The organism is Haloactinomyces albus, assembly GCF_031458135.1.
GTDB classification, from domain to species: Bacteria; Actinomycetota; Actinomycetes; order Mycobacteriales; family Pseudonocardiaceae; genus Haloactinomyces; species Haloactinomyces albus.
In genome coordinates this window covers 1,598,613-1,621,829 of sequence record NZ_JAVDXW010000001.1, presented here as the reverse complement: position 1 = coordinate 1,621,829, position 23,217 = coordinate 1,598,613, and the positions used below count along the sequence as shown (strand labels likewise).

23 protein-coding genes are annotated in these 23,217 nt (G+C 67.3%); 14 read left to right on the top strand and 9 right to left on the bottom strand.

What is annotated here, in order from left to right; all coding sequences use genetic code 11:
* Positions 1 to 3: 3 nt before the first annotated feature.
* Complete coding sequence (locus JOF55_RS07570) at positions 4 to 768, top strand: hypothetical protein (protein WP_310271658.1); 765 nt, start codon at positions 4 to 6, stop codon at positions 766 to 768.
* On the opposite strand, the gene JOF55_RS07565 is transcribed toward JOF55_RS07570, so the two are convergent.
* Complete coding sequence (locus tag JOF55_RS07565; protein WP_310271655.1) at positions 733 to 1,185, bottom strand: gamma-glutamylcyclotransferase family protein; 453 nt, start codon at positions 1,183 to 1,185, stop codon at positions 733 to 735. The genes JOF55_RS07570 and JOF55_RS07565 overlap by 36 nt on opposite strands.
* A 159-nt stretch (positions 1,186 to 1,344) precedes the next feature.
* Between JOF55_RS07565 and JOF55_RS07560 the strand changes: the two genes are divergently transcribed.
* From JOF55_RS07560 to JOF55_RS07545, 4 genes are all read left to right on the top strand, one after another.
* Entirely contained in the window at positions 1,345 to 2,748 is a 1,404-nt protein-coding gene (locus tag JOF55_RS07560) for an NAD(P)H-quinone dehydrogenase (RefSeq protein ID WP_310271651.1), read from the top strand.
* 47 nt (positions 2,749 to 2,795) lie between these two features.
* Entirely contained in the window at positions 2,796 to 3,209 is a 414-nt protein-coding gene (locus JOF55_RS07555) for a thiol-disulfide oxidoreductase DCC family protein (protein ID WP_310271648.1), read from the top strand.
* A 367-nt stretch (positions 3,210 to 3,576) separates the two neighbouring features.
* On the top strand, positions 3,577 to 4,143 hold the full coding sequence (locus JOF55_RS07550; RefSeq protein WP_310271645.1) for an STAS domain-containing protein: 567 nt from the start codon (positions 3,577 to 3,579) through the stop codon (positions 4,141 to 4,143).
* Positions 4,144 to 4,302: 159 nt separating this feature from the next.
* Entirely contained in the window at positions 4,303 to 5,190 is an 888-nt protein-coding gene (locus JOF55_RS07545) for an MIP/aquaporin family protein (RefSeq protein ID WP_310271644.1), read from the top strand.
* Positions 5,191 to 5,249: 59 nt separating this feature from the next.
* On the opposite strand, the gene glpK is transcribed toward JOF55_RS07545, so the two are convergent.
* Positions 5,250 to 6,755: a glycerol kinase GlpK gene (gene glpK, locus JOF55_RS07540; RefSeq protein WP_310271641.1), complete on the bottom strand. Its 1,506-nt coding sequence runs from the start codon at positions 6,753 to 6,755 to the stop codon at positions 5,250 to 5,252.
* Positions 6,756 to 6,846: 91 nt separating this feature from the next.
* A complete protein-coding gene (locus JOF55_RS07535; protein WP_310271638.1) occupies positions 6,847 to 7,590 on the bottom strand; it encodes an MIP/aquaporin family protein in 744 nt (247 codons plus the stop codon).
* A gap of 439 nt (positions 7,591 to 8,029) precedes the next feature.
* Between JOF55_RS07535 and JOF55_RS07530 the strand changes: the two genes are divergently transcribed.
* A complete protein-coding gene (locus JOF55_RS07530) occupies positions 8,030 to 8,821 on the top strand; it encodes a DeoR/GlpR family DNA-binding transcription regulator (RefSeq protein ID WP_310271635.1) in 792 nt (263 codons plus the stop codon).
* A 156-nt stretch (positions 8,822 to 8,977) separates the two neighbouring features.
* Positions 8,978 to 10,717 carry a glycerol-3-phosphate dehydrogenase/oxidase gene (locus tag JOF55_RS07525; RefSeq protein ID WP_310271632.1) on the top strand — a complete coding sequence of 580 codons (1,740 nt, stop codon included), beginning with the start codon at positions 8,978 to 8,980 and terminating at the stop codon, positions 10,715 to 10,717.
* Between the two features lie 39 nt (positions 10,718 to 10,756).
* Here the strand turns inward: JOF55_RS07525 and JOF55_RS07520 are convergent, their stop codons facing one another.
* The 4 genes from JOF55_RS07520 to JOF55_RS07505 all read right to left on the bottom strand — a co-directional run bounded on the left by JOF55_RS07520 (position 10,757) and on the right by JOF55_RS07505 (position 14,582).
* Positions 10,757 to 11,440, bottom strand: coding sequence for a DUF3558 domain-containing protein (locus tag JOF55_RS07520; RefSeq protein ID WP_310271629.1), 684 nt, complete (start codon positions 11,438 to 11,440; stop codon positions 10,757 to 10,759).
* A 70-nt stretch (positions 11,441 to 11,510) separates the two neighbouring features.
* On the bottom strand, positions 11,511 to 11,876 hold the full coding sequence (locus JOF55_RS07515) for a DUF1707 SHOCT-like domain-containing protein (RefSeq protein WP_310271625.1): 366 nt from the start codon (positions 11,874 to 11,876) through the stop codon (positions 11,511 to 11,513).
* A gap of 98 nt (positions 11,877 to 11,974) precedes the next feature.
* Positions 11,975 to 13,765, bottom strand: a complete 1,791-nt coding sequence (locus JOF55_RS07510) for an acetyl/propionyl/methylcrotonyl-CoA carboxylase subunit alpha (RefSeq protein WP_310271622.1) — start codon at positions 13,763 to 13,765, stop codon at positions 11,975 to 11,977.
* 172 nt (positions 13,766 to 13,937) lie between these two features.
* Positions 13,938 to 14,582, bottom strand: a complete 645-nt coding sequence (locus JOF55_RS07505) for a Maf family protein (RefSeq protein WP_310271620.1) — start codon at positions 14,580 to 14,582, stop codon at positions 13,938 to 13,940.
* Positions 14,583 to 14,691: 109 nt separating this feature from the next.
* On the opposite strand from JOF55_RS07505, the gene JOF55_RS07500 reads away from it, so the two are divergent.
* Entirely contained in the window at positions 14,692 to 15,984 is a 1,293-nt protein-coding gene (locus tag JOF55_RS07500) for an aminodeoxychorismate synthase component I (protein ID WP_310271618.1), read from the top strand.
* A gap of 77 nt (positions 15,985 to 16,061) precedes the next feature.
* Here JOF55_RS07500 and JOF55_RS07495 read toward each other — a convergent pair whose 3' ends face one another.
* Complete coding sequence (locus JOF55_RS07495) at positions 16,062 to 16,325, bottom strand: acyl-CoA carboxylase subunit epsilon (protein WP_310271615.1); 264 nt, start codon at positions 16,323 to 16,325, stop codon at positions 16,062 to 16,064.
* A gap of 96 nt (positions 16,326 to 16,421) precedes the next feature.
* The gene (locus JOF55_RS07490; protein ID WP_310271613.1) at positions 16,422 to 18,059 is read right to left on the bottom strand and encodes an acyl-CoA carboxylase subunit beta; all 1,638 of its coding nucleotides are present in this window, start codon (positions 18,057 to 18,059) and stop codon (positions 16,422 to 16,424) included.
* Between the two features lie 310 nt (positions 18,060 to 18,369).
* On the opposite strand from JOF55_RS07490, the gene JOF55_RS07485 reads away from it, so the two are divergent.
* The 6 genes from JOF55_RS07485 to JOF55_RS07460 all read left to right on the top strand — a co-directional run bounded on the left by JOF55_RS07485 (position 18,370) and on the right by JOF55_RS07460 (position 23,183).
* Positions 18,370 to 19,206, top strand: a complete 837-nt coding sequence (locus JOF55_RS07485) for a biotin--[acetyl-CoA-carboxylase] ligase (RefSeq protein WP_310271610.1) — start codon at positions 18,370 to 18,372, stop codon at positions 19,204 to 19,206.
* A 108-nt stretch (positions 19,207 to 19,314) separates the two neighbouring features.
* On the top strand, positions 19,315 to 19,854 hold the full coding sequence (locus JOF55_RS07480; protein WP_310271608.1) for a PH domain-containing protein: 540 nt from the start codon (positions 19,315 to 19,317) through the stop codon (positions 19,852 to 19,854).
* A complete protein-coding gene (locus JOF55_RS07475) occupies positions 19,855 to 20,805 on the top strand; it encodes a hydroxymethylglutaryl-CoA lyase (protein ID WP_310271605.1) in 951 nt (316 codons plus the stop codon).
* A 77-nt stretch (positions 20,806 to 20,882) separates the two neighbouring features.
* Positions 20,883 to 21,524, top strand: a complete 642-nt coding sequence (locus JOF55_RS07470; protein WP_374727416.1) for an adenosylcobinamide amidohydrolase — start codon at positions 20,883 to 20,885, stop codon at positions 21,522 to 21,524.
* Positions 21,525 to 22,083: 559 nt separating this feature from the next.
* A complete protein-coding gene (locus tag JOF55_RS07465) occupies positions 22,084 to 22,884 on the top strand; it encodes a TNT domain-containing protein (protein ID WP_310271599.1) in 801 nt (266 codons plus the stop codon).
* Complete coding sequence (locus JOF55_RS07460) at positions 22,881 to 23,183, top strand: hypothetical protein (RefSeq protein ID WP_310271596.1); 303 nt, start codon at positions 22,881 to 22,883, stop codon at positions 23,181 to 23,183. The genes JOF55_RS07465 and JOF55_RS07460 overlap by 4 nt, the downstream gene beginning before the upstream one ends.
* The last annotated feature ends 34 nt before the right edge of the window (positions 23,184 to 23,217 follow it).

Genomic DNA, 23,217 nt, shown 5'->3' with positions numbered 1-23,217 from the left:
GGTATGACCACTTCGATTGTGTCCCCGGATTCCGGCCGTCGACCAGAGGAAGCACCGTTCCGTTCCGGACCGCCCCATTCCGCGCTGTCCCGGGCGAAGGCCGTACGTCTGTTCGGTTCCGACGGGTTGCGGGAGGCGCTGGCCGACGGTGCGTGGGTGGAGCTGTGGGCGGGGGTGGTGGTTCCCGGTCGACGGGTGCACGACCCTCTGACGCGCGCGGCGGCGGCGCTGCTGCGCGCAGGTCCCTGTTCGGTGCTGTCCGGACCGACGGCTGTGGCCATGCACGGATGTTCGGCCGCGGCGGGATCGTCGATCCACGTCACGATGCCCTACGATCGTCAGCTGCGTTCGCGGCCCGGTCTTGTGATGCATCAGGGGAGGATCCGGGAGTCCGACGTGGTCGAGCTCGATGGTCTCCGGGTGTACGCGCTCGACATAGCGCTGGCCGAACTCCTGTGTACCGGGCCCCGGACGATGGCGCTGGCCTGCCTGAAGCAGGCGCTCGCCGAACTCGATGCCGACGGTGCCGAGCGCTTGCGGGAGTTGCTCACGGAGCGGGTGAGCCGCCGAGTGGACCGCAGGGGAACGAGGCGGGCCGATGCCGTGCTCGAACTCGTGCGGGATTCCCGGAACTCTCGATCCGGATCGCTGCCCGATCGAGCGCCAACGCCGCAAGGCGCCACGCGAACGCCGGTTCAGCAACCCTTCGAGCAAGCTTCGGGCCGTGCTCGCCTATGGTCCGTTCTTGCTGCAGGGGCGGGTGCGTAGCTTCGCGACATAGTCGGCCGGTGCTCCGGCCGATTCGGCCGCGTCGGCGACCACGCCGAGATACCGCGCCGACGGTAGCCCACCCTCATACGCATCGAGGACGTACATCCAGGCCAGCACCGGCCCGTCAAGGGTCTGCACCCGCAGGCGCAGCTTCTTGTGCATCCCGAGTTCGGAGCCCTCCCACCGATCGAGTTGGCGCTCGTCCTCCGGGCTGACGTCGTAGAGCACGGTGAACACTTCGGAGCCGGCATGCTCGACGATCGTGGCGAGCGCGCCTTCCCAGCCGTAGTCCTCACCGCCGAAAGTCAGCCGCCAGTCCATCAACCAGCCCGTCCCCGCGATCGGGGAGTGCGGGGCTCGCTCCATCATCTGGGCAGGATCCATATTGGATCCGTAGGCGGCATAAAGCGGCACGCTTTCAGGGTAACGACGATGACGCGCTCTGTCGGACGGGCCGGGCCGGGTGTGCAGTGAAGATCACTCGATCCGGCGGCACCATACGAACACAGGAATTTTGCTGCCGCGTACGGTTGAGCCGTCGCCCACAAGGCTTAACTCGAGGAGGACAGCGAAGTGACCCGCATCGTCATCATGGGAGGTGGGCCTGCAGGGTACGAAGCGGCCCTCGTCGCTGCGCAGAACGGAGCGGATGTCACGCTCGTCGAGTCCGAGGGGCTGGGCGGAGCCTGCGTGCTCTATGACTGCGTGCCCTCGAAGACGTTCATCGCCTCCGCCGGAGGACGTGCTTCCTTCCGGAATGCGCAGGAACTCGGCATCGACGCCGACGACGGTGAGGTGAGGGTCGACAGTTCCGTCGTGCACGGCCGGGTCAAGGGACTGGCACTGGCACAGTCGGCCGACATCCGTTCCCGGGTGCGCCGTGAGGGCGTGCGGATTCTCGGAGGATGGGCCCGTTTCGTCGACACCACGCAGGGGCTGGCTCAGCACTGCGTACGGGCGGAGCTTGCCGAGGGTGGTCACGAGGACCTGATCGCCGATGAGGTGTTGATTTCGACCGGTGCGACACCACGCATCCTGCCTGGCGCCGAACCCGACGGCGAGCGCATCCTGACCTGGCGGCAGCTCTACGACCTGCCGGAACTGCCCGAGCACCTCGCCGTGATCGGTTCCGGTGTGACAGGGGTCGAGTTCGCCTCGGCCTACACCCAGATGGGCGTGAAGGTGACCCTGGTCTCGAGTCGGGACCGGGTGCTTCCGCACGAGGACGCCGACGCTGCGGCCGTGCTGGAGGAGGTCTTCGCCGAACGCGAGACCGAGGTGGTCAAACACGCCAGGGCCGAACGAGTGGAACGTACCGATTCCGGGGTGCTGATTCACGTGGCCGATGGCAGGCAGATCGAGGCCAGCCACGCCCTGATGACCGTCGGTTCGGTGCCGAACACCTCCGACATCGGTCTGGAACGTATCGGTATCGAGCCGGGACGTGGCGGCTACATCCCGGTGGACCGGGTTTCTCGCACGAGTGTTCCCGGTGTGTATGCGGCCGGAGACTGCACCGGTGTGTTGCCGCTGGCCTCGGTGGCCGCGATGCAGGGGCGTATCGCGATGTGGCACGCCCTTGGGGAAGGTGTCACTCCGATCAAGATGAAGACAGTGGCGGCGAACGTCTTCACACACCCGGAGATCGCCACGGTCGGTATCAGCCAGCAATCGATCGAGTCGGGGGAGGTACCCGCCCGAACCGTGATGCTGCCGCTGTCCGGAAACCCCCGCGCGAAGATGGAGGGGGTGCGCAGGGGGTTCCTCAAGGTGTTCTGCCGTCCGGCCACCGGTGTCGTCGTCGGTGGCGTGGTGGTCGCGCCGAACGCCAGCGAGTTGATTCTGCCGCTGGCGTTGTCGGTGCAGAACCAGGTCACCGTGGAGGACCTGGCGAACACCTTCTCGGTGTATCCGGCGCTCTCGGGCTCGCTGACCGAGGCCGGTCGGCAGCTCATGCGGCACGACGACCTCGACTGACATGCGGACAGAGGTTTCTCGGGGATACTGAGGGCGAGGTGATTCTCATGCCCGAACGGCCGAAGCAGGCCGAACTGCCCGTGCTGGTGTATGACGGTGACTGCGGCTTCTGTACCGGTAGCGCACGAGTCGTCGAGCGCTTACCCGTGCGTGTCAGGCTGGTGCCGTGGCAGGAGGAGGACCTGGCTGCGCTGGGCACGACCGAGGAGCGTGCGCGGCACGAGGTGCTCTGGGTCGATCAGGAACGACATGTGTCCGGCGGCGGGATGGCCCTGGCGGAACTGCTGAAGCACTGCCGTGGACCGTGGAAGCTGGTAGGCAGGGCTCTTGCCGCGCCTGTGGTCCGTACCGTGGCGGACCGGGTGTATCGCTGGGTCTCGGCGAATCGGCATCATCTGGCGTTCGCGACGCCGGCATGCAGGCTGCCCGCGGAACAGCGCCCGGGAGCTCGGAGCGGCTGAAAGCCGGGTACCGCGTCGTGGGCCGTGCTCGCCCCGAAAGAGTCGTTCAAGAAAGCAATATCAAGTTACGGCGGATTGGTTCCATCCCGAGAACCGGATAATTGGCGGAGATCGATCGTTTTTCCGGGAGGGCTTCGATGTCCTCCCGGAGTTTTTGCGACATCAAGATTTATCGTGCCGTGATGTGAATTGATCCGCTGGCGTGATTCCCTCTCATGCCTTAGAGTGAGATCGGACACCGGGTTCAAGAGGCAGCCTCCTGAGGTGAAAAGTAATTTCACGTGGCGCATCGTAGGCGCAATGCTGGATCAGCTCGGGTGCCCTCGGCGCCCTGTGATGCACACTGTGGTTCACAAAGGTGGATTACATGACTGCAATATCGCATGAGCACCACGGCTCCGTGCGGGAGTCCCGTTGCTCCGGGCGGGTGAGGAACCATGATGCTCGGCTGACACTGTGCGTGGAACGTCCGCAACCGGGTCTGATCGTGCTCAAAGCCTCCGGGATGCTCGATTCGGTGAGTTTTTCTCACTTTTCGGAAGTGCTTCGGTCCCGGCTGGGCTCGACCGCCCGTGTCATCGTGCTGGACCTGACGGCCGTCACGTTCCTCGGGGTCGACGCCATCATGGTGCTGTCCCGGGCACAGCGCCACGCCGGGGCCACCGGTAAGCAGTTGTCGCTGCTGACGGGCGTACGAGCGGTGGATCGCCCGTTGGAGGTGCTGGGTCTCGCCGGGCAGTTCGCGTATGGCGGGTGCCCTGCCGTTGGTCCGGACGATGTCGCCTTCGACCCGGGGGAATCGGAACGGACGATCGTCGAGGTCCCCGACCGGGTACGGCCGGCTCCGCGGTCCCTGCGGGGGAAACCGGATTCCTTCGGCCCAGCACCGAACCCGGTTCGGAAGCCACCTGGCGATCACGTGGTGAGGTCGTGACCGAGTATCGGTGACCCGGCGAGCAGGGCTGTGCCGGTTTCCGGCGAAACTGCGTGCCCCGTGCCCGGGGAGAGGGTTGAAGTTTGCCCGGCATACCTCCGTCGTCTCGGCTACGCTTGCAATGCCGGTTACGGCCAGGCGAGGTCCTAAGGAGGGCTGATGGCTGAAGTCGCGGCTCCCTCCCGGTCTCATTGGCGTTTCCGACGCGGGCTCGGGGGCGAGGCACTGGCGGAAGTGCTGGGGACGTTCACTCTGGTCCTGCTCGGCTGTGGTTCGGTCGCCGTCGCGGTCGCCGCCCTGCCGGAGTCCGGGCGGCAGGCGGCGGAGTTCGGGGCGGCGAACTGGCTGATCATCATATGGGGATGGGGCTTCGGTGTCGTGTTCGGCGTGTACGTCGCGGGCGGGATCAGCGGTGCCCATATCAATCCGGCGGTGACGTTGGCATTCGCGGTGCGCCGGAGCTTCCCGTGGTACAAGGTGGTGCCCTACTGGCTGGCTCAGTTCATCGGAGCCTTCCTCGCGGCGGCCCTGGTATACGCCGTCTACGTGCCGGCTATCGAGGCGTTCAACGCCTCGGCGGGCCTTCCGCGGTCGGAGTCACTGAGCACGTTCTCCATCTTCGCCACCTATCCCGCCGACTATTTCGGCGGATCGTGGTGGGGACCACTGCTGGATCAGATCGTCGGTACCGCGGTTCTGGTCGGACTCATCTGTGCTTTGATCGACAAACGCAACATGGCGCCCGCCTCCAACATCGGACCCTTCCTGATCGGCATGGTCGTCACCGTGATCGGTCTGACGTTCGGCCCCAACGCGGGATACGCGATCAACCCCGCCAGGGACTTCGGCCCCAGAGTGTGGACCTATCTCACAGGATGGGGAGACCTGGCCTTTCCCGGCAGCCACGAATGGTTCGGCTTCTACTTCTGGATCCCCATCGTGGGTCCGCTCGTCGGCGGTGTGATCGGTGCCGTGGTCTATGATCTTTTCATCGGCCAAGTACTCACGGAGCGCTCCGAACCCGAGACGGGACGAGTTCCGGAATAGTCCGGAGCTCGTCCGGCACGCACGGCGCGCGCATGGCGCACGTCCTTGTTCGACCCGCTCTATTCGATCCAGTCGAACGTTTTGGTGACGGCTTTTTGCCAGTTGTGGAACTGCTGCTCGCGGCGTTCGGCGGGCATGAGGGGGTTCCACTGCTTGTCCTTGGCCCAGTTCGCGCGGATGTCGTCCTCACTCGACCAGAATCCGACGGCCAACCCGGCCGCGTAGGCCGCACCCAGTGCGGTGGTTTCGTTGACCATCGGACGGACCACCGGAACTCCCAGGATATCGGCCTGAAACTGCATGAGCAGGTCGTTGACGACCATGCCGCCGTCGACTTTCAGTGATTTCAGTTCGACGCCGGAGTCGGCGTTCATCGCCTCGATCACTTCACGAGTCTGGAATCCCGTCGCTTCCAGCACCGCGCGGGCGAGGTGACCACGGTCGACGAACCGGGTGAGGCCGACGATGGCGCCGCGCGCGTCGGAGCGCCAGTGCGGTGCGAACAGCCCCGAGAAAGCGGGCACGAAGTACGCGTCGCCGTTGTCCTCCACCGAGGCCGCGAGCTGTTCGATCTCCGGTGCGGTGTCGATGATTCCGAGATTGTCGCGCAGCCACTGCACCAGGGACCCGGTGACCGCGATGGAGCCCTCCAGGCAGTAGACGGTCTCGCGTCTGCCGATCTTGTAGCCGACCGTGGTGAGCAGGCCGTTCTCGCTGATGACCGGCTCCGTTCCGGTATTGAGCAGCAGGAAATTGCCGGTGCCGTAGGTGTTCTTGGCCTCACCGGGTGCCAGGCATGCCTGCCCGAAGGTCGCCGCCTGCTGATCGCCGAGAATGCCCGCGATCGGCAGCCCACCGAACACGCCCCGCTCGCGGAAGTAACCGTAGACCTCCGAGGACGAGCGGATCTCCGGCAGCATCGACATCGGAATACCGATCTCGGCGCAGATGTCGGGGTCCCACTCCAACGTCCGCAGGTTCATCAGCAGGGTGCGGGAGGCGTTGGTGGGGTCGGTGACATGCAGACCACCCTCGGTCCCGCCGGTGGAGTTCCAGAGCACCCACGTGTCCATGTTGCCGAAGAGCAGTTCACCGTTTTCGGCGCGCTCTCGAACCCCGTCCACATTGTCGAGAATCCAGCGAATCTTGGTGCCGGAGAAGTAGGGCGACAGCGTCAGCCCGGTCTTTTCGTGATAGCGGTCCTTGCCGCCGCCGAGTGCGGCGAGTTCCTCGACGATCGCGTCGGTCCGGATGTCCTGCCACACGATCGCGTTGTAGACCGGCCTGCCGGTGGCCTTCTCCCACACCACGGTGGTTTCACGCTGGTTGGTGATCCCGACTGCCGCGATCTCCGAGAGAACCAGGTCCGCTTTGGCCAAGGCGCCGGCACAGACCTGGCGGGTGTTGGTCCACACTTCCTCCGGATCGTGCTCGACCCACCCGGCTCTGGGCATGATCTGCTGGTGTTCGAGCTGGTCGACGGACACGACCCGACCGGAATGATCGAAGATCATGCAGCGGGTCGAGGTGGTGCCCTGATCGATGGCGGCGATGTAGGAGGCCATGTCACTACCTTCCTGCCGTGGGTTCGTCCTGTGTGGTTCGCTGTCGCAAGTGGGCACGTTCCAGGTGTACTGAGTCGAGGATGCTCTCTTCTCAGGTTGCGGGCAGCGCAAGCGCGAGCGCGCCCGCGAGTGCACCGCCGAGAATCGGACCGAGGATCGGGACCCAGGAATAGGCCCAATCGGCGGAGCCCTTCCCCTTGATCGGCAGTATCGCGTAGGCGATGCGCGGTCCGAGGTCGCGAGCCGGGTTGATCGCGTAGCCGGTGGGCCCCCCGAGCGAGGTGCCGATCACGACGACGATGAACGCGACCGCGGCGTAGCCGAGCGCCGCATTGCCGAACTCCGGAACCCCGCTCGCACTGACTTCGGCTCCCGGGTTGAGCACGATCCAGAACACCAGAATGAAGGTGCCGATGATCTCGGTGACGAGATTCCACGGGGCATGGCGCACGGTCGGCCCGGTGGAGAAGATGCCCCGCGTATTGACGGGGTCGTCGTGGGTGTCGAACTGCAGCTTGTAGGCGGCCCAGCACAGCACGGCCCCGAGCGTGGCCCCGATGAGCTGTCCCAGCAGGTAGATCGGCACCTGGCCCCACGGGGTCTGCCCGTTCACGGCAAGACCGAGTGTGACCGCGGGATTGATGTGGGCGCCGGAGGGGGCCGCGATACTGGCACCGGCGAACACGGCAAAACCCCAGCCGAAGGTGACCAGGAGCCAGCCGCCGTTGTGTCCGAGTGTGTTGCGCAGGGTCACATTGGCCACCACGCCACAGCCGAGCAGGGTCAGCGTGGCGGTGCCCATGAGTTCCCAGAGGAAGATCTCACCGGCGCTCATCTCAGGCTCTCCTCATGTGTCGTCGGGGCCCGTGTCCGAAGAACCGACTCCCCACCAGTGGGAGTGAGCCGGAGCGGTACTGCGTGCGGCATCCCCGGTCGGGGTGCTCCTGTCCGAGGTGTTCCTTGTCCACGGGTGCCGCCGTTCGTTCGTACCTGACTGCAGGGCCTGTCCGGTGTCCATCCGTATGCATCGCCGTGTCGGTGTGTCCGTGTTCGAACTCGTCGGCGACTGAGTCACAGTAGACATGTGAAAAGCAACATTGCAATACCTTCTGTTTGATGTTTTTATCGGTAAAGACGGTGCGAACGAACGAGTGCGGATACGGCCGCAGCTCGTGACTTCGCTGCCGCCGGTGCGAGCCCGTACCGGGTCGGCGACGATGGAGGATGGGGAGCTGCCGGTGGAAGATGGCGGTGCGGGAGGTTACGGAAAGACGATGGCGACGACGCCGGGCAAACGCCCGTCTGCACGGCAGCAGGATCGCCGACGCAGGATCACCGAGTTGGTCATGGCCGAGGGCAGCCTGCGCATCGACGACCTGGTCTCCACTGTCGGTACGAGTGCCATGACCGTCTATCGCGACCTCGCCGACCTGGAGTCGCAGGGACTGGTGCACCGCAACCGCGGATACGTCTCGGCCGCTTCCTCTCTGCTGTACGAGGCGGCGTCCGAATACCGCCTGCAGCAGAACGAGGCCGAGAAGCAGCAACTCGCCCGCGCGGCTGCCGAGCTGGTCGAGCCGGGCCAGGCGGTGATGCTCGACGATTCGACGACAGGGGTGCATCTGGCTCGCCTCCTGCCGGAGCGGGCGCCGCTGACGGTGGTGACCAACCATCGGGGTGTGTTCGGCGAACTGGCCGGACAGCAGGGGATCCACCTGATCTCTGTCGGAGGTGACTACCTCCCGTGGGCGGACGCTTTCGTCGGCGGCATGGCACTCGACGCGCTCCGCGGGATGCGAGTCGATCTGGCGATCATGTCGGTCTCCGCCGTGACCGAGGGCGTGTGCTTCTATCCGCAGCAGGAGATGGTGCAGCTCAAAAAGGCCATGCTGGCCTCTGCCAGTAGCCGGGTGCTCTACGTCGACCACACCAAGTTTCGCAGGCGCGCGCTGCATGCGGTGGCCCCCGCAGAGGACTTCGACATCGTCCTCGTGGACAGCAAGACCGCACCGTCCGAGATCGAGATGCTGCGTGAACGAGGTGCCACTGTCCGGCAGGCGAGTTGAGTCCCGTGCCGGGGCCTCTTACACGAAAGGTGCCGCCGGGCATCACGAGAAGTGTCGAGAAACGCGCACAGCGCGTGCATCGGGCATGATGACCACCAGGGGAACGCGGGCTCGAGCCCGTGTCGGCGGTGGGCGATACGAGCGAGGAGGACACCAGTGTCCAAGGACGAATCCGAAACCGCCCGGATGGAAGGCAGGCTCGGACCCACCGATCGTGACGTGAACTGGCGGCGGCTGGGTTCCGAGGAATTCGACGTCGTCGTGATCGGCGGCGGTGTGACCGGTGCGGGAGCCGCACTGGACGCGGCCACTCGTGGCTTGCGGGTCGCACTCGTGGAGGCCAGAGACCTGGCCGCGGGCACCTCCAGCCGCTCCAGCAAGCTGTTCCACGGTGGCCTGCGTTATCTCGAACAGCTGGAGTTCTCCCTGGTCCGGGAGGCCTTGCACGAGCGTGAGCTGATGCTGACCCGCTTGGCCCCGCACCTGGTGAAACCGGTCAGCTTCCTCTACCCGCTGACACATCGCGTGTGGGAGCGCCCGTACACGGCGGCCGGGCTGATGCTCTACGACACCATGGGCGGCTCCCGGTCGGTTCCGGGACAGAAGCACCTGACGCGCGCGGGCGTGCAGCGTATGGTGCCCGCGCTCAAACGCAGCGCCCTGATCGGTGGCGTCCGCTACTACGACGCCCAGGCCGACGACGCACGGCACACGATGACCGTGGCTCGCACGGCAGTGCGCTACGGCGCCGTCGTGCGTACGTCGACACAGGTGATCGGGTTTCTGCGGGAGGCCGACCGGGTCGCGGGCGTTCGGTTGCGCGATGTGGAAAACGGCGAAGAGACCGAAGTGCGCGCCCAGGCCGTCATCAATGCGACCGGCGTGTGGACCGACGAACTGCAGCGACTGTCCGGGAGTCGCGGACGTTTCCGGGTGCGGGCCAGCAAGGGCGTGCACATCGTCGTGCCTCGCGACCGCATCGTCTCCGACTCGGGGCTGATCCTGCGCACCGAGAAGTCCGTACTCTTCGTGACTCCGTGGGGCAACCACTGGATCATCGGGACCACCGACACCGACTGGCACCTCGACCTCGCGCACCCCGCCGCGACCAAGGCCGATATCGACTACATCCTCGAGCACGTCAACTCGGTCCTGGCGACTCCGCTGACCCAGGACGACATCGAAGGTGTCTACGCAGGTCTGCGCCCTCTGCTGGCGGGGGAAAGCGACGAGAGCTCGAAACTCTCACGGGAACACGCGGTGGCCCATGTCGCTCCGGGACTGGTTGCCATCGCCGGTGGCAAGTACACGACCTACCGCGTCATGGCCGCCGATGCGGTCGATGCGATCGGCAGTGACGTCTCCGGTCGGATCGCTTCGTCGATCACCGACAAGGTGCCACTCCTCGGCGCCGACGGTTACCATGCGCTGGTCAATCAGGCCGATCAGCTCGCCTCCCGGCACGGCCTGCACCCGTACCGGATCCGGCATCTGCTGGATCGCTACGGATCGCTGATCCACGACGTTCTCCGTCTCGCCGATGACCGGACCGAGCTGCTTCAGCCACTGCACGAGGCACCGAACTACCTCCGGATCGAGGTGGTCTACGCGGTCAGCCGTGAAGGTGCGCTCCACCTGGAGGACGTGCTCACGCGGCGCACTCGCATCTCGATCGAGTACCCCCACCGTGGTGTCGGATGTGCCGAGGAGGTGGCCCGGTTGATGGCCGATCTGCTGGGCTGGGACGAGCAGCGGATCGCGCGGGAAATCGAGGTCTACACTGCGCGTGTCGAAGCCGAGCGGGACTCGCAGATTCAGCCCGACGATCAGGCGGCCGACGCGAAGCGCTCCGCGGCTCCGGACGTGCGCGAAGACCTCACCGAACCCGTCAGTTGATACCCGATGCCCGCGAGGGCGGTCGATTCGCGAGCGGGTTCAGTCGTTCAGCTTGACGGTGGGTGAGGGGCTGGGAGAGGAGCTGGTCTTCGAGGGGCTCGGCTCTTTCAAGCGGGTCACGGCAGCTTCCGCGACCCGCTTGGCACCCGCGCACAACCGATGGAGCGGCGGCGGAGGATTCGCGCCGTCGTTTCGGTACAGCACATCCACATGCTGGCCCTCGGCGACATCCACCGCCACGTTGCAGGCCAGATTCAATTCGGGGGTGCGAACCACCAGCGCCGGGAATCCCGCGATCTCGACGGGTGTGGCCCGTACTCGTGCGGCATCGCTGGTCCACACGTCCATGCTTTCGCCGGTCACCAGGGACAGCCGCGCGCCGACCTGCGCCGTGCTGTTACGGAAATTGCAGGTGGCGACATTACCGAAGCCCGGCGCGGCAGCGGTGAGCGGTTCGCGGTCGAAACCGAGCCGGGCGCGCTGCTGCGCGGTGAGCAGCTCGCACGGGTCGATCCCGTTCAACGGCAAGTCGGCCGGGCGTGGCGGGAGTGGTGCTGTGCTCGGCGGGGAAGCCGACACCGTTTCGGACAGTGCTGGTTCGGTGGCCCCGACGATGCCGGTGGCATTCTCGGTCTGTACGAATCCGCATCCGCTCACCAGGAGAGTACCGGCCACGAGAGTCCCGAATCGCCGTTGTCGGCCGACGAGCAGCGAGCTGTGCATGGTGCCACCGTAGCGAAGTGACCACCCCGTGCAGTGGAAGCGCGCGGGGCGAGCAAGTGAGCAGGGCGGCTCATCCTCGGCGGCGTAGTAGCCAGAACGCGACACCACCGAGGACGAGCACGAGCAGCAATAGTTGCCTGGTCAGCAAGGCCAGGGCCACGAGTGCGAGGAGCACCGACAGGCCGAGTACGGCGCCCCCGACTCCCCGGGCGGATTTCTCCTGTTGTGCGGGAGCGGCCGGACGTGGCGCAGGTAGATCGTCGAACAGTGCCGACAGGTCGGAACGAAACCGAGCGGAAGCCACCCGCGCGCAACGCTCGTCGAACTCCTGGACATCCAGACGTCCGGCGGAGAGATGCTCCCCGAGCAGGTTGATTGCCTGGTTGCGTTCGGGATCACCGATCCGCAGGTGCTGGTCCCGCTGGTTTTCGCTCACGCTGCACATCCGTGGCTGCCTGGTGCGGCCTTCAACACGGTTTTCCGTGTTGGGCAAGGGGTCCGGGAGGGAGTCCCCAAGCCATGAACACGTTCAGTCTAGTCTTTGATGTCGCAGAGGGTGGTGCCTTGGCTGACGGAGTCGCCGGGTTGGGTTTTCAGGCCGGTGATGGTGCCGGTTTTGTGGGCGGTGACGGGGTTTTCCATTTTCATGGCTTCCAGTACCAGGATTTGGTCGCCGGTGTCGACGTGGTCGCCGTCGTCGACGGTCAGGGTGATGACGGTGCCCTGCATGGGGGCGGTGACCGCGTCGCCGGAGGCCGCTGCCGCGCCGCCGCTGCTGCGCCTGCGGGGTTTGGCCGGGGCCGCGGAGCCACCACCGGCCGGGGCGGCCAGGTCGGCGGGCAGGGACACCTGCAGGCGCCGCCCGTCGACTTCGACGGTGACCTGCCTGCGGGGCTCGGTCTCGGCCGGCTCGGCCGCGCCGGGGTGCGGGGCGATGGTGTTGGCGAACTCGGTTTCGATCCAGCGGGTGTGCACGGTGAAACTCTCGGCGCCGTGCTCGGCGGCAAAGGCCGGGTCCGCCACGATGGCACGGTGAAACGGCAGCACGGTGGCCAGCCCCTCCACGGTCATCTCCGCCAGCACCCGCGCCGACCGCTGCAGCGCCTGGGCCCGGCTGTCGCCGGTGACGATGACCTTGGCCAGCAGCGAGTCGAACTGGCCGCCGATAACGCTGCCGGTCTCCACCCCGGCATCGATGCGCACCCCCGGCCCGGCCGGCCAGTCCAACCGGGTCACCGCCCCCGGCGTGGGCAGGAAGTTACGCCCGGCGTCCTCACCGTTGATGCGGAACTCGATGGCATGCCCCCGGGCGGGCGGATCGGCCGTCACCGCCAGCGGGCGCCCCTCGGCGATGGCGAACTGCTCACGAACCAGATCCAGCCCGGTGGTTTCCTCACTGACCGGATGCTCGACCTGCAACCGGGTATTGACCTCCAAAAACGAGATCGTGCCATCAGCGCCGACCAAAAACTCCACCGTACCGGCCCCGTGATAACCGGCCTCGACACAAATCGCCCGCGCGGCCTCATGAATGGTGCCACGCTGCTGCTCGGTCAAAAACGGCGCCGGAGCCTCCTCGACCAACTTCTGATGCCGCCGCTGCAACGAACAATCCCGCGTACCGACCACCACCACCCGGCCATGCACATCGGCCAACACCTGGGCCTCCACATGCCGCGGCCGGTCCAGATACCGCTCCACGAAACACTCACCCCGGCCGAAGGCCCCCTCGGCCTCCCGCACCGCCGAATCGAACAACTCCGGAATCTCGGCCACACTCCGAGCCACCTTCAACCCCCGGCCACCCCCACCAAAGGCCGCCTTGATCGCCACCGGCAACCCGTACTGCTCGGCAAAGGCCACCACCTCCGCCGACCCGGCCACCGGCTCCCGCGTGCCCGGCACCAACGGCGCCCCCGCAGCAGTGGCAATATGCCGCGCGGTGACCTTGTCCCCCAGATCCCGAATCGCCTGCGGCGACGGACCGATCCACACCAACCCCGCCGCCAACACCGCCTCGGCGAACTCGGCATTCTCCGACAAAAACCCATACCCCGGATGCACCGCATCCGCCCCCGACCGGCAAGCCACCTCCACAATCTTGCCGATATCCAGATAACTCTCCGCCGCCGTGGCCCCACCCAACGCAAACGCCTCATCAGCCAACCGCACGAACGGCGCCCCCGCATCCGGCTCGGCATACACCGCCACACTGGCCATGCCCGCATCCGCACACGCACGCACCACCCGCACCGCAATCTCACCACGATTCGCCACCAACACCTTGCGCAACCGCGCGTGGCCGGTCGAGTCCTGCTCGGGCACGCCATGCCTCCTAAGAAAACCGACAGCAACGACACCGAAAATCGCTGAAGAGTCTAAGCGTTCGTCGCCGTATTGTGGTTGGTCACCGTCCTATAAAGTGTGACCGTACGCCGTTGTGGCCGGAGAACACGTCAAAGAGTTCACACGGTCGTGTTTCCTGCGCTGGTGCCCGTCAGGATGTGGCCTGCGTGCCCCACAGTGAGACGACACTCACGTGAACCCGGCCGAGCAGTTTGCGGGTGAGCGGCAGGCTGATGCCGATCACACTGGAGGGGTCGCCGTCCACGCCCTCGACGAACCAGCCGCCGAGGCCATCCAGGGTGAAACCACCGGCCACTGCCAGCGGCTCGCCGGTGGCAATGTAGGTGTCGAGTTCGGCGTCGGTCGGTTCGGCGAACCGCACGGTGGTCGACAGGTGATCGCGTGCCCGTGCTTCGATCGCCCCATCGCGTAGCCGCACGACCGCGTGTCCGGTGAGCAGTTCGCCGGTGCCGCCCGCCATCCGTTTCCAGCGCTGCGCAGCCACCTCGGCGGTGGCGGGTTTGCCCACGACCTCCGGTCCGTGCTCCTCCTGGGTCGACAGCATCGAGTCGCAGCCGACGATCACCGCATCCGGCACCTCGTCCGCGATGGCGGGGATCACGGCCTCGGCCTTGCTCTCGGCGAGAGCGGTCACGAGTTCGGCAGGCGTGGGGTCGGTCAGTGCTGCTGCCACGGCGTCCTCGTCGACGCCGGATACCCGTACGAGCGGGTCGATTCCGGCGGAGCGCAGGACGGACAGGCGGGCGGGTGAGGCGGAAGCAAGGACGAAACGCACGCTCGTGACTGTAGCGCCCGGCGCGCCTGCCCGGATGTGCCGCGGCCTTTTCGGAGCCGCCGCTCGTGGCCGGACGGGAACAGTGGTGGTCGGCCGTCATACTGGAGCGGTGCAACTCTTCGTCCGACCGATCAGCGGCACCGCGAGCGCGGAGCAGGTGTTGCGGCGGCTTGGCGCGCGCGCGTGTCGCCGCGGGTTGGCGCCGCCTGCTGCGTTGACCGGTGACTGGTTCGGCGGCAGTGCTGTGTTGGCCCCCTCGGTGAGGATTGCCCCGGTCGATGCGGCGGAGGCGTTCGCCACGCTCGATGACCAGCCGGCGGTATCGGTATCCGCCCCGCCGGGAGCCATCGGTGGCGGATGGATCGGCTACCTGGGTTACGGACTGACCGATCCCGGTCGGTTTCCCACCGGGCGCGGGTTGCCGCAGGCTGCCTGGGGATGGGCCGATCATGTCCTGCGTCGCGATGCGGACGGGCAGTGGTGGTTCGAGGCATTGCATGCCGGAGAACCCCCCGAGGAGCTGTTGACCGAACTCGGTGAACTGGTTGCCGCCACCACGCACGGAGGGGAGTCGTCATGGTCGGCGGGCCCGGTCACGGGACCGGAACCCGGACGGCACCACAAGGCCGTGCGAGGGTGCCTCGACGAGATCGCGACGGGCGAGATTTTCCAGGCCAACATCTGCAGCCGGTTTTCCCTGCCGTTCGAGGGAGATCCCCTGGAGCTGTTCGCGGCGGGCAGTGCGCGGTTCGGCCCCGCGCGTGCCGCCTATGTGGGAGGTGGGTGGGGCGCCGTGGCCTCCCTGTCTCCCGAGCTGTTCCTGTCGCGGCACGGCACCGTTGTCCGCAGTAGCCCGATCAAGGGCACGACACCTCGGCGCGGTCCCGGTGACGACGGCAACGCGCAGGTTCTGCGGGAATCCACGAAAGACGTGGCCGAGAACGTGATGATCGTCGACATGGCGCGCAACGATCTGGGCCGAGTCGCCGAGGTCGGACGCGTCACGACCCCTCGATTGCTGGAGGTGCAACCGCATCCGGGGGTGTGGCACCTGGTGTCCGAGGTACGGGCCGAGCTCGCCGAGGGCGTGCCGACCTCGGCGCTGCTGGCTGCCGCGTTCCCTCCGGCGTCGGTGACCGGAGCCCCGAAAGTGCGCGCGCTGGAGATCATCGCCGAGTTGGAGTCCGAGCCGCGCGAGGTGTACTGCGGCACTGTCGGGATGTCCTCACCGGTGGCCGGTGCCGAACTCAACGTGGCCATCCGGACTCTGGAGTACGCAGGCGGTGAGCTGCGCTTCGGTGTCGGCGGGGGGATCACCGCGGACTCCGCCCCGGAACGGGAGTGGCAGGAGTGCCTGACCAAGGCAGCGCCCCTGCTTTCCCTCCTCGGCGCAACGGAGTAGGCCCTCCCGGGCAGGAAAAATGCAGTTTCGCGCGAAACTGCATTTTTATCGGTGTGCGGTTCCGCGCGAAACCGTCCTCACTGCGGTAGTGCGGAGGCGCGCCAGGCGTTGGGGCCGGGGCGAAGGGGACGCCTGCCGCCGGGATGACGCAGTCCCGCGGAGCGGTCGGCCCACATCGACAGGGGCCGCCGCCGCGGCGTGGTGGCCGCGGCGGCGTTGGCTGCGGCGACACCGGTCAGGGCCGCGGTGAGTGCGGCGATCTCGGCGTCGTCGGGAGCACCACGCACGATGCGCAGCACCGGCCGCTGCGGCTCGTCGTGGGGAGCGCTCTCGTCACTCATGTGCACCTCCTGGGGCGGGAGTGCCGACTGTCGGTTCCGGCAGGAACCAGCACTCCCGACCGGTCACGTCCTCGGTACCCGCCCGGCTCGATTCCCTCACAGGGGGATGTTGCCGTGCTTCTTGGCGGGCAGGCTGTCGCGTTTGGTCCGCAGCATGCGCAGGCTGCGGGCGAGGTGGCCGCGGGTGTGCGACGGGGGGATCACCGAGTCGACGTAGCCGCGCTCGGCGGCCACGTAGGGGTTGGCCAGGGTGTCCTCGTACTCCTGCTGCAGCTGGGCACGCAGTGCCTCGACGTCCTCGCCCTTCTCGGCGGCTTCGGACAGTTGACGCCGGTAGAGGATGTTGGCCGCCCCTTGGGCGCCCATGACCGCGATCTGCGCGGTGGGCCAGGCCAGGTTGATGTCGGCGCCGAGGTGCTTGGAGCCCATCACGTCGTAGGCCCCACCGTAGGCCTTGCGGGTGATGACCGTGGCCAGTGGCACGGTCGCCTCGGCATAGGCGTACAGCAGCTTGGCGCCGCGCCGGATGATGCCGTTCCACTCCTGATCGGTGCCGGGCAGGAACCCGGGGACGTCGACGAAGGTCACCACCGGGATGTTGAAGGCATCGCAGGTGCGCACGAACCGGGCGGCCTTCTCGCTGGCGTCGATGTCCAGGGTGCCCGCCAGCTGGGTGGGCTGGTTGGCCACGATACCCACGCTGTGGCCCTCGATGCGGCCGTAGCCGACCACGATGTTCGGCGCGAACAGCTTCGAGACCTCGAGGAACTCCCCGTCGTCGAGGACGTGGGTGAGCACCTCGTGCATGTCGTAGGGCTGGTTCGGCGAGTCCGGGATCAACGTGTCGAGCTCGCGGTCGGCATCGCTGATCGACTCGGTGATCGAGCCCTCGATCTGCTCGGCCTCGAAGGTGGGCGGCTCCGAGAGGTTGTTGGCGGGCAGGTACGACAGCAGCTCCTGGACGTAGGAGATCGCGTCTTCCTCGTCGGAGGCCATGTAGTGCGCGTTGCCGGAGGTGGCATTGTGCGTCTGGGCGCCGCCGAGCTCCTCGAAGGTGACGTCCTCACCGGTGACGGTCTTGATGACGTCGGGTCCGGTGATGAACATGTGCGAGGTCTCATCGACCATCACGGTGAAGTCGGTGATCGCAGGCGAATACACCGCACCGCCCGCGCAGGGTCCCACGATCAGCGAGATCTGCGGGATCACCCCGGAGGCATGCGTGTTGCGCTTGAAGATCTCGGCGTAGAGACCGAGCGCGACCACACCCTCCTGGATGCGCGCACCCCCGGAGTCGTTGATGCCGATCAGCGGGCAGCCCGTCTTCAGCGCCAGATCCATCACCTTGACGATCTTCTCGCCGAACACTTCGCCCAGGCTGCCGCCGAACACGGTGAAGTCCTGCGAGAACACGCACACCTGGCGACCGTCGACCGTGCCATGGCCGGTCACCACCCCGTCGCCGTACGGGCGGGAAGCCTCCATCCCGAAGTTCGTCGACCGGTGCCGGGCGTGCTCGTCGAGCTCGATGAACGAGCCGGTATCCAGCAACGCCTCGACTCGTTCCCGAGCGGTCTTCTTGCCCTTGGCGTGTTGCTTTTCCACCGCTCGCTCGGAACCGGCATGCACGGCCTCGTGGTTGCGCCGGTACAGGTCGGCAAGCTTACCGGCGGTGGTGTGAATATCCGGTTCACCGGCTGGCGGCTCACCGATCGGTTCGGTCGCACTGCTCATGCCCGGCAGCCTAGCCAGGGGCGGCGGCGAACACCCGGAGACCGGGTGTGATGCGTGTCACTTACTGCGCTGTTCGGTCTCATGCGGATTCTCCGGAGCAGTCCGTTGGCCAGTGTCCGCGCCAGTGTCGCCGCGAATTCGGCGTCGGCTTCCGCATCACGGAGAACAACGATGCCGCCGTCGGAAAGCTGCGATCGTAGAAGGAGGTTGGAACCGGTGTGCACGGTCTCGTGGTTGCGCCGGTACACGTTGGCAGGCTTACCGGCGGTGGTGTGAATATCCGGTCCACCGGGACTCGTAGTCTTGGAGTGTGAGGACGACGCCGACACCACTCAACGCCGACAAGCTCCGTGATCGCCTGGTCGGCAACGGTCCCTACAGCGCGCTGGACGTCGTGCCCGTGACCGGCTCGACCAACACGGACCTGGTCGCCGAGGCCGCCGGTGGTGCCGCGGACCGGACGGTGCTGATCGCGGAGGAGCAGCAGGCGGGCCGGGGACGGATGCAGCGATCGTGGGTGTCGCCACCCTGTTACGGCCTGCACATGAGCATCCTGCTGCGTCCGGTGGTGGTGGCGCAGTCGGCGCTGTCGTGGCTGCCGCTGGTTGCCGGTGTGGCTCTCGCCGAGACGGTCCGCGAAACGACCGAGGTCGCCGTCGGACTGAAATGGCCGAACGATCTTCTGCTCGGGGAGTCCCGGCACAAGGCCGCGGGGATTCTCGCCGAGGGCGTGTCGACACTCGACGGCATGGCGATCGTGCTCGGCATCGGCGTCAATGTGCATCACGAAGCCGGGGACCTGCCCACCGGTGCGGGAGGCCTTCCGGCGACGTCGCTGGCCGCCGAAGGTGCGCAGGTCGACCGCGAGGAGTTCGCCGCGCGAATTCTGGAGTCGTTCGCCGACCTCGAGCGCTCGTGGCGAGAGTACGGGGGCATTCCCGGTGCCGACGGTCTGCTCGAGCGCTATCAGCGATTGTGCGCCACGCTCGGGCAGCAGGTGCGAGTGGAGTTCGGTGGTGGCGAGCCGCTGTCCGGAACGGCCACCGGAATCGACGCGAGCGGCCGCTTGAACGTCCGGACGGCCACGGGGCGCAGCACTCCGGTGTCGGCCGGTGACGTGGTGCACGTGCGTCCGGCTTCGGAGTGATTTCCGCTCGAAAACCGCCACCGGATTGCTCCGCGGGTGCGGCGACGGGCAGGAGCCTGCCGGTAACGTGGTCGATTGCCCGCACCGCACCGGCTGAGGAGGGGTTCGGTGGCCTATCCCGATGATCTGCTCGGCGCGGACGAGCACGTGGTCGTGCACAGGCATCCGCACTGGAAGACGCTCATCGTGCCGGTCCTGGTGTTTCTCGGTGTGGTCGGTGGTGGAACCTACCTGGCTGCGCTGGCCATGGGGACCGACTGGCAGGTTCCGGTCTGGATCACGCTGGCTGCACTCGGTGGAAGCCTGATCATCGGACTGACTTTGGCGCCGCTGCTGCGGTGGCGCACCACGCATTTCGTCGTCACCAGCCACCGCTTGATGGTGCGGGAAGGGGTGTTCACCCGCTCCGGAATCGACATTCCGATGTCGCGGATCAACAGCGTGCGCTTCCGGCACGGCATCGTGGATCGGATGCTCGGCAGCGGCACACTGATCGTCGAGTCCGCCTCGGACGAGCCGTTGGAGTTCGATGACATTCCCGGTGTGGAACGGGTGCACTCGCTGCTGTACCGCGAGGTCAACGACGACTCCGATGATGATGACAGGTACCGCCGGGAGCCGGAGTCCCGGTGGGAGGGAGAGTACTGAATGGATCCGCGAGAGCTGGGTCTGCCGAGCGCGGTGGCCTCGCCCGAGTCCGATGACGTGCCCGCTGAGGTCACGATCTGGGAAGTCGGCCCCAGGGACGGTCTGCAGAACGAGAGCGGGATCGTGCCCCTCGACGTCAAGCTCGAATTCCTGGAGCGGCTGGCCGTCGCGGGTCTGCCGGTGGTGGAGACCACCAGTTTCGTGCACCCCGAGTGGGTGCCGCAGCTCGCCGATGCCGTCGAGCTCTTCGGCGAGCTGCGCCGGGCCGACGGGGTGCGCTATCCCGTCCTGGTACCGAACTCACGAGGGCTGGACCGCGCGCTGGAGTCCGGGGTGGACGACATCGCGATCTTCGCATCGGCCACGGAGACGTTCACCCGCCGCAACCTCAATCGCGGTCTGGACGAGCAGTTCGTCATGTTCGACCCCGTCGTGCGGCATGCGGTGGCGGAAGGCCTGAACGTGCGGGGGTACGTGTCGATGGTCTTCGGTGATCCCTGGGAGGGCCCGGTCGCCGTGGACCAGGTGGTGTCGGTGGGGCAGCGGCTGCTCGACATGGGCTGCAGTCAGATCTCCCTCGGTGACACCATCGGCGTGGCCACTCCCGGCCATGTCGAGACGGTGATCCGGGCCTTCGTGGCCGCGGGAGTGCCGTTGCACCGGCTGGCGGTGCACTTCCACGACACCTACGGCCAAGCCCTGGGCAACACCTACGCCGCACTCCGCCTCGGTGTTTCCACAGTGGACGCCTCGGCGGGCGGCCTGGGCGGATGTCCGTACGCCGGATCGGCCACCGGCAACCTCGCCACCGAGGACCTGGTGTGGATGCTGGAGGGACTCGGAATCCGGCACGGAGTCGATCTGCGCTCCCTCGCCGATACCAGCGTGTGGATGGCCGAGCACCTCGGGAAGCCCAGCCCGTCGGCTGTCGTCAAGGCGCTCGCCCGATGAGCCCCTGGGCCGAGCAACCCGTGTCCGATGTGCTCTCCCCGCAGGTGGCTTCCCGAAGCGAGGCGGCACTGCACAGGATGACGTTGCATACCGTGCGGACTCGGCCGCTCCTGGTGTGGCGCGGAGACCGGCCCTGGCTGGCGGTATCGTCCGCCACCCACGGTGGTGGCCTCGGACCGCGACACTGGGTCCTCAACGCCACGGTCGCCTCCGACTACGACCGCGGCGATCCGGCCGAGCATGTGGCGGAAATGGCCGGTGAACTCGGCCTGACCGGTGACGGTGTCGGGATGCTCACCGCTGTCGACGTCCGCCATGAAGTGACCGCGATCGACAACGGTGTCCAGGCGACCGTCACAACCGGTGTCGGGTACCCGATCTGGGCGGCCGAAGCGTCCCTGCCCGCGGGGGAGCACGTTCCCGGTGTGGGCACGATCAACGCGATGTGCTGGTCGCCGGTGCGATTGAGCGAATCGGCCCTGGTCAACGCCGTTGCCACCGTGGCGGAGGCGAAGGCGCAGGCACTGGTACAGGCGGGCGTCGAGGGCACCGGCACCTGCACCGATGCGGCAGTGGTGCTGTGCCCGGTCGATGGCGAGGCCGAACCCTACGGCGGTCCCCGTTCTCGTGTCGGTTCGGCTCTCGCCCGTGCCGTGCATGCCGCGGTCACGGCGGGTCTGCGGGTCGAAAACCCCCGATATCGGACCGACGATGGATGAGCGAATGCGGGCCTCGGTTCCCGGCGCCTGCGAGGAAAACGCAGCGCACACGGGACCGATACCTGCCGCGGCGATCACTCGATTCGGAGGTCGGCCACCGGATCCGGCCGATGCCGGGACCGGGCCGCTCCCCGCCCTCGGCGAGGCACACGGATCCGTCCCCGCAGCGGGAGGGCCGGCTACGTCGGGTACGGCAGGTGGTGATCCGGGGCCGACGACCACTCCGCAGGCCGTGCACCGAGCATGGGCCGCACCGCAGGCGGCGGGCGGAGCGCCGCGGCCCCTGTACGGTTCGACCCTGTACGGCTCGGCCCCGTACGGCTCGGCCCCGTACGGCTCGGCGCCTGCTCCCGCTCAGCCGCCGCAGCAACCTACCCCGCCGGAGGCGTTTCGCCCCGGCTCCGCGCCGGGGGCATCGCCACCATCCCCGCAGCCGTCGGCCCCGCATCCGTCGGCCCCGCATCCGCCGGCCCCGCATCCGCCGGCACCGGGGCGGCAGGCCGAACCGTCGCAGCGCCCCCTGCGGAGGAACGACCGCAATTCCGCTGTCGTGGCTTTCGTGCTGCATCAGTTTCCCATCGGACACATGCCGGTCGCGGCGAGTCGACCGAGCAAGCAGTGGTCCGTGCCCGAGGTCGGTGACGCGCGTGCTTCCCCGCCGTGCTTTCCTCCTCGGGACCATCCCCGGTCGGATCTGATCGTCGACACCGGTGCCTTCGCGCGTGTGCGCACCGGTGCGACCGGTGCGGGAAGTTCCCGGAGAAATCCGCCTCCCGAGGGGAGCCGGCAGGTTCCGGGAGGCCTCGTCGCCGAGTACGACCCGCTCGGGCAACTCGACGAGATCGAATGGGAACGTGCCTACGTCGCCAGGGCCGGTCCGTACGGCGATGGCCGCTCCTACGTGTGGCCCGCCTCGGCGGACGTGCCGGAAGGTGGGGTGCAGCCCGGTGCGGCGGTGGTCCTGGACCCCGGCACCGTCGTGGATCGGATCGGCGACGATGCGGGCCGGGCACTGGCTGCCGCAGGCACCGCGTTCGCCCTCCGGTGCCTGCCTCCGGAACACCTGGATCGCGGGTACCACCGTTATCGGGTGTTGCTGCCGCTGCCCGTCTGGCAGGCGATCACGGCGCCGTGGTTCGCCCAGCCGGGCGGTGGCCTCCGTTACCGGACGATCTACGCGATCGCCGAACTGGTGGCGATGGGGTATCTTACCGAGCTTCCTGCCGAGCAGAGTGCGGAGGAAGCCCGGACCTCGAAAGCCTCGACCCTGCGCATCGGCACCGAGCGGGCGGAGGGCACGGGACCGGACGAGAAGCCGAGCCGGGAGACGCCGGCGGATGTGCAGCAGGAGACGCAGTGAACGCCGAATCCGTGACCGGATGGCTCGAAGCAATGGGTGTGCCGCCACAGGTGGTTTCGGTGGGAGCCGAAGCCGATGATGCCTGGTGCCTGCTGCGCGAGGAGGTCGACGGGCGGCCCGCCTGGGAGGTGTTCTGGCGGGAGCAGGGAAACCGCTACGACTGGGCGCGCTTTTCCAGCGAGCAGGTGGCCTGCTTCTACTTGTTCGGCAGGCTCACCTGGACGCAGGCGCTGCGCGGAGTCGTCGGTCCTGTCGATCCGACGAGCACTCCACCGGGAGGAACCTCCGTACAGCAGTGAGGGAGCCGCCCGGCCTCGGAAGGATTCGCCCCGC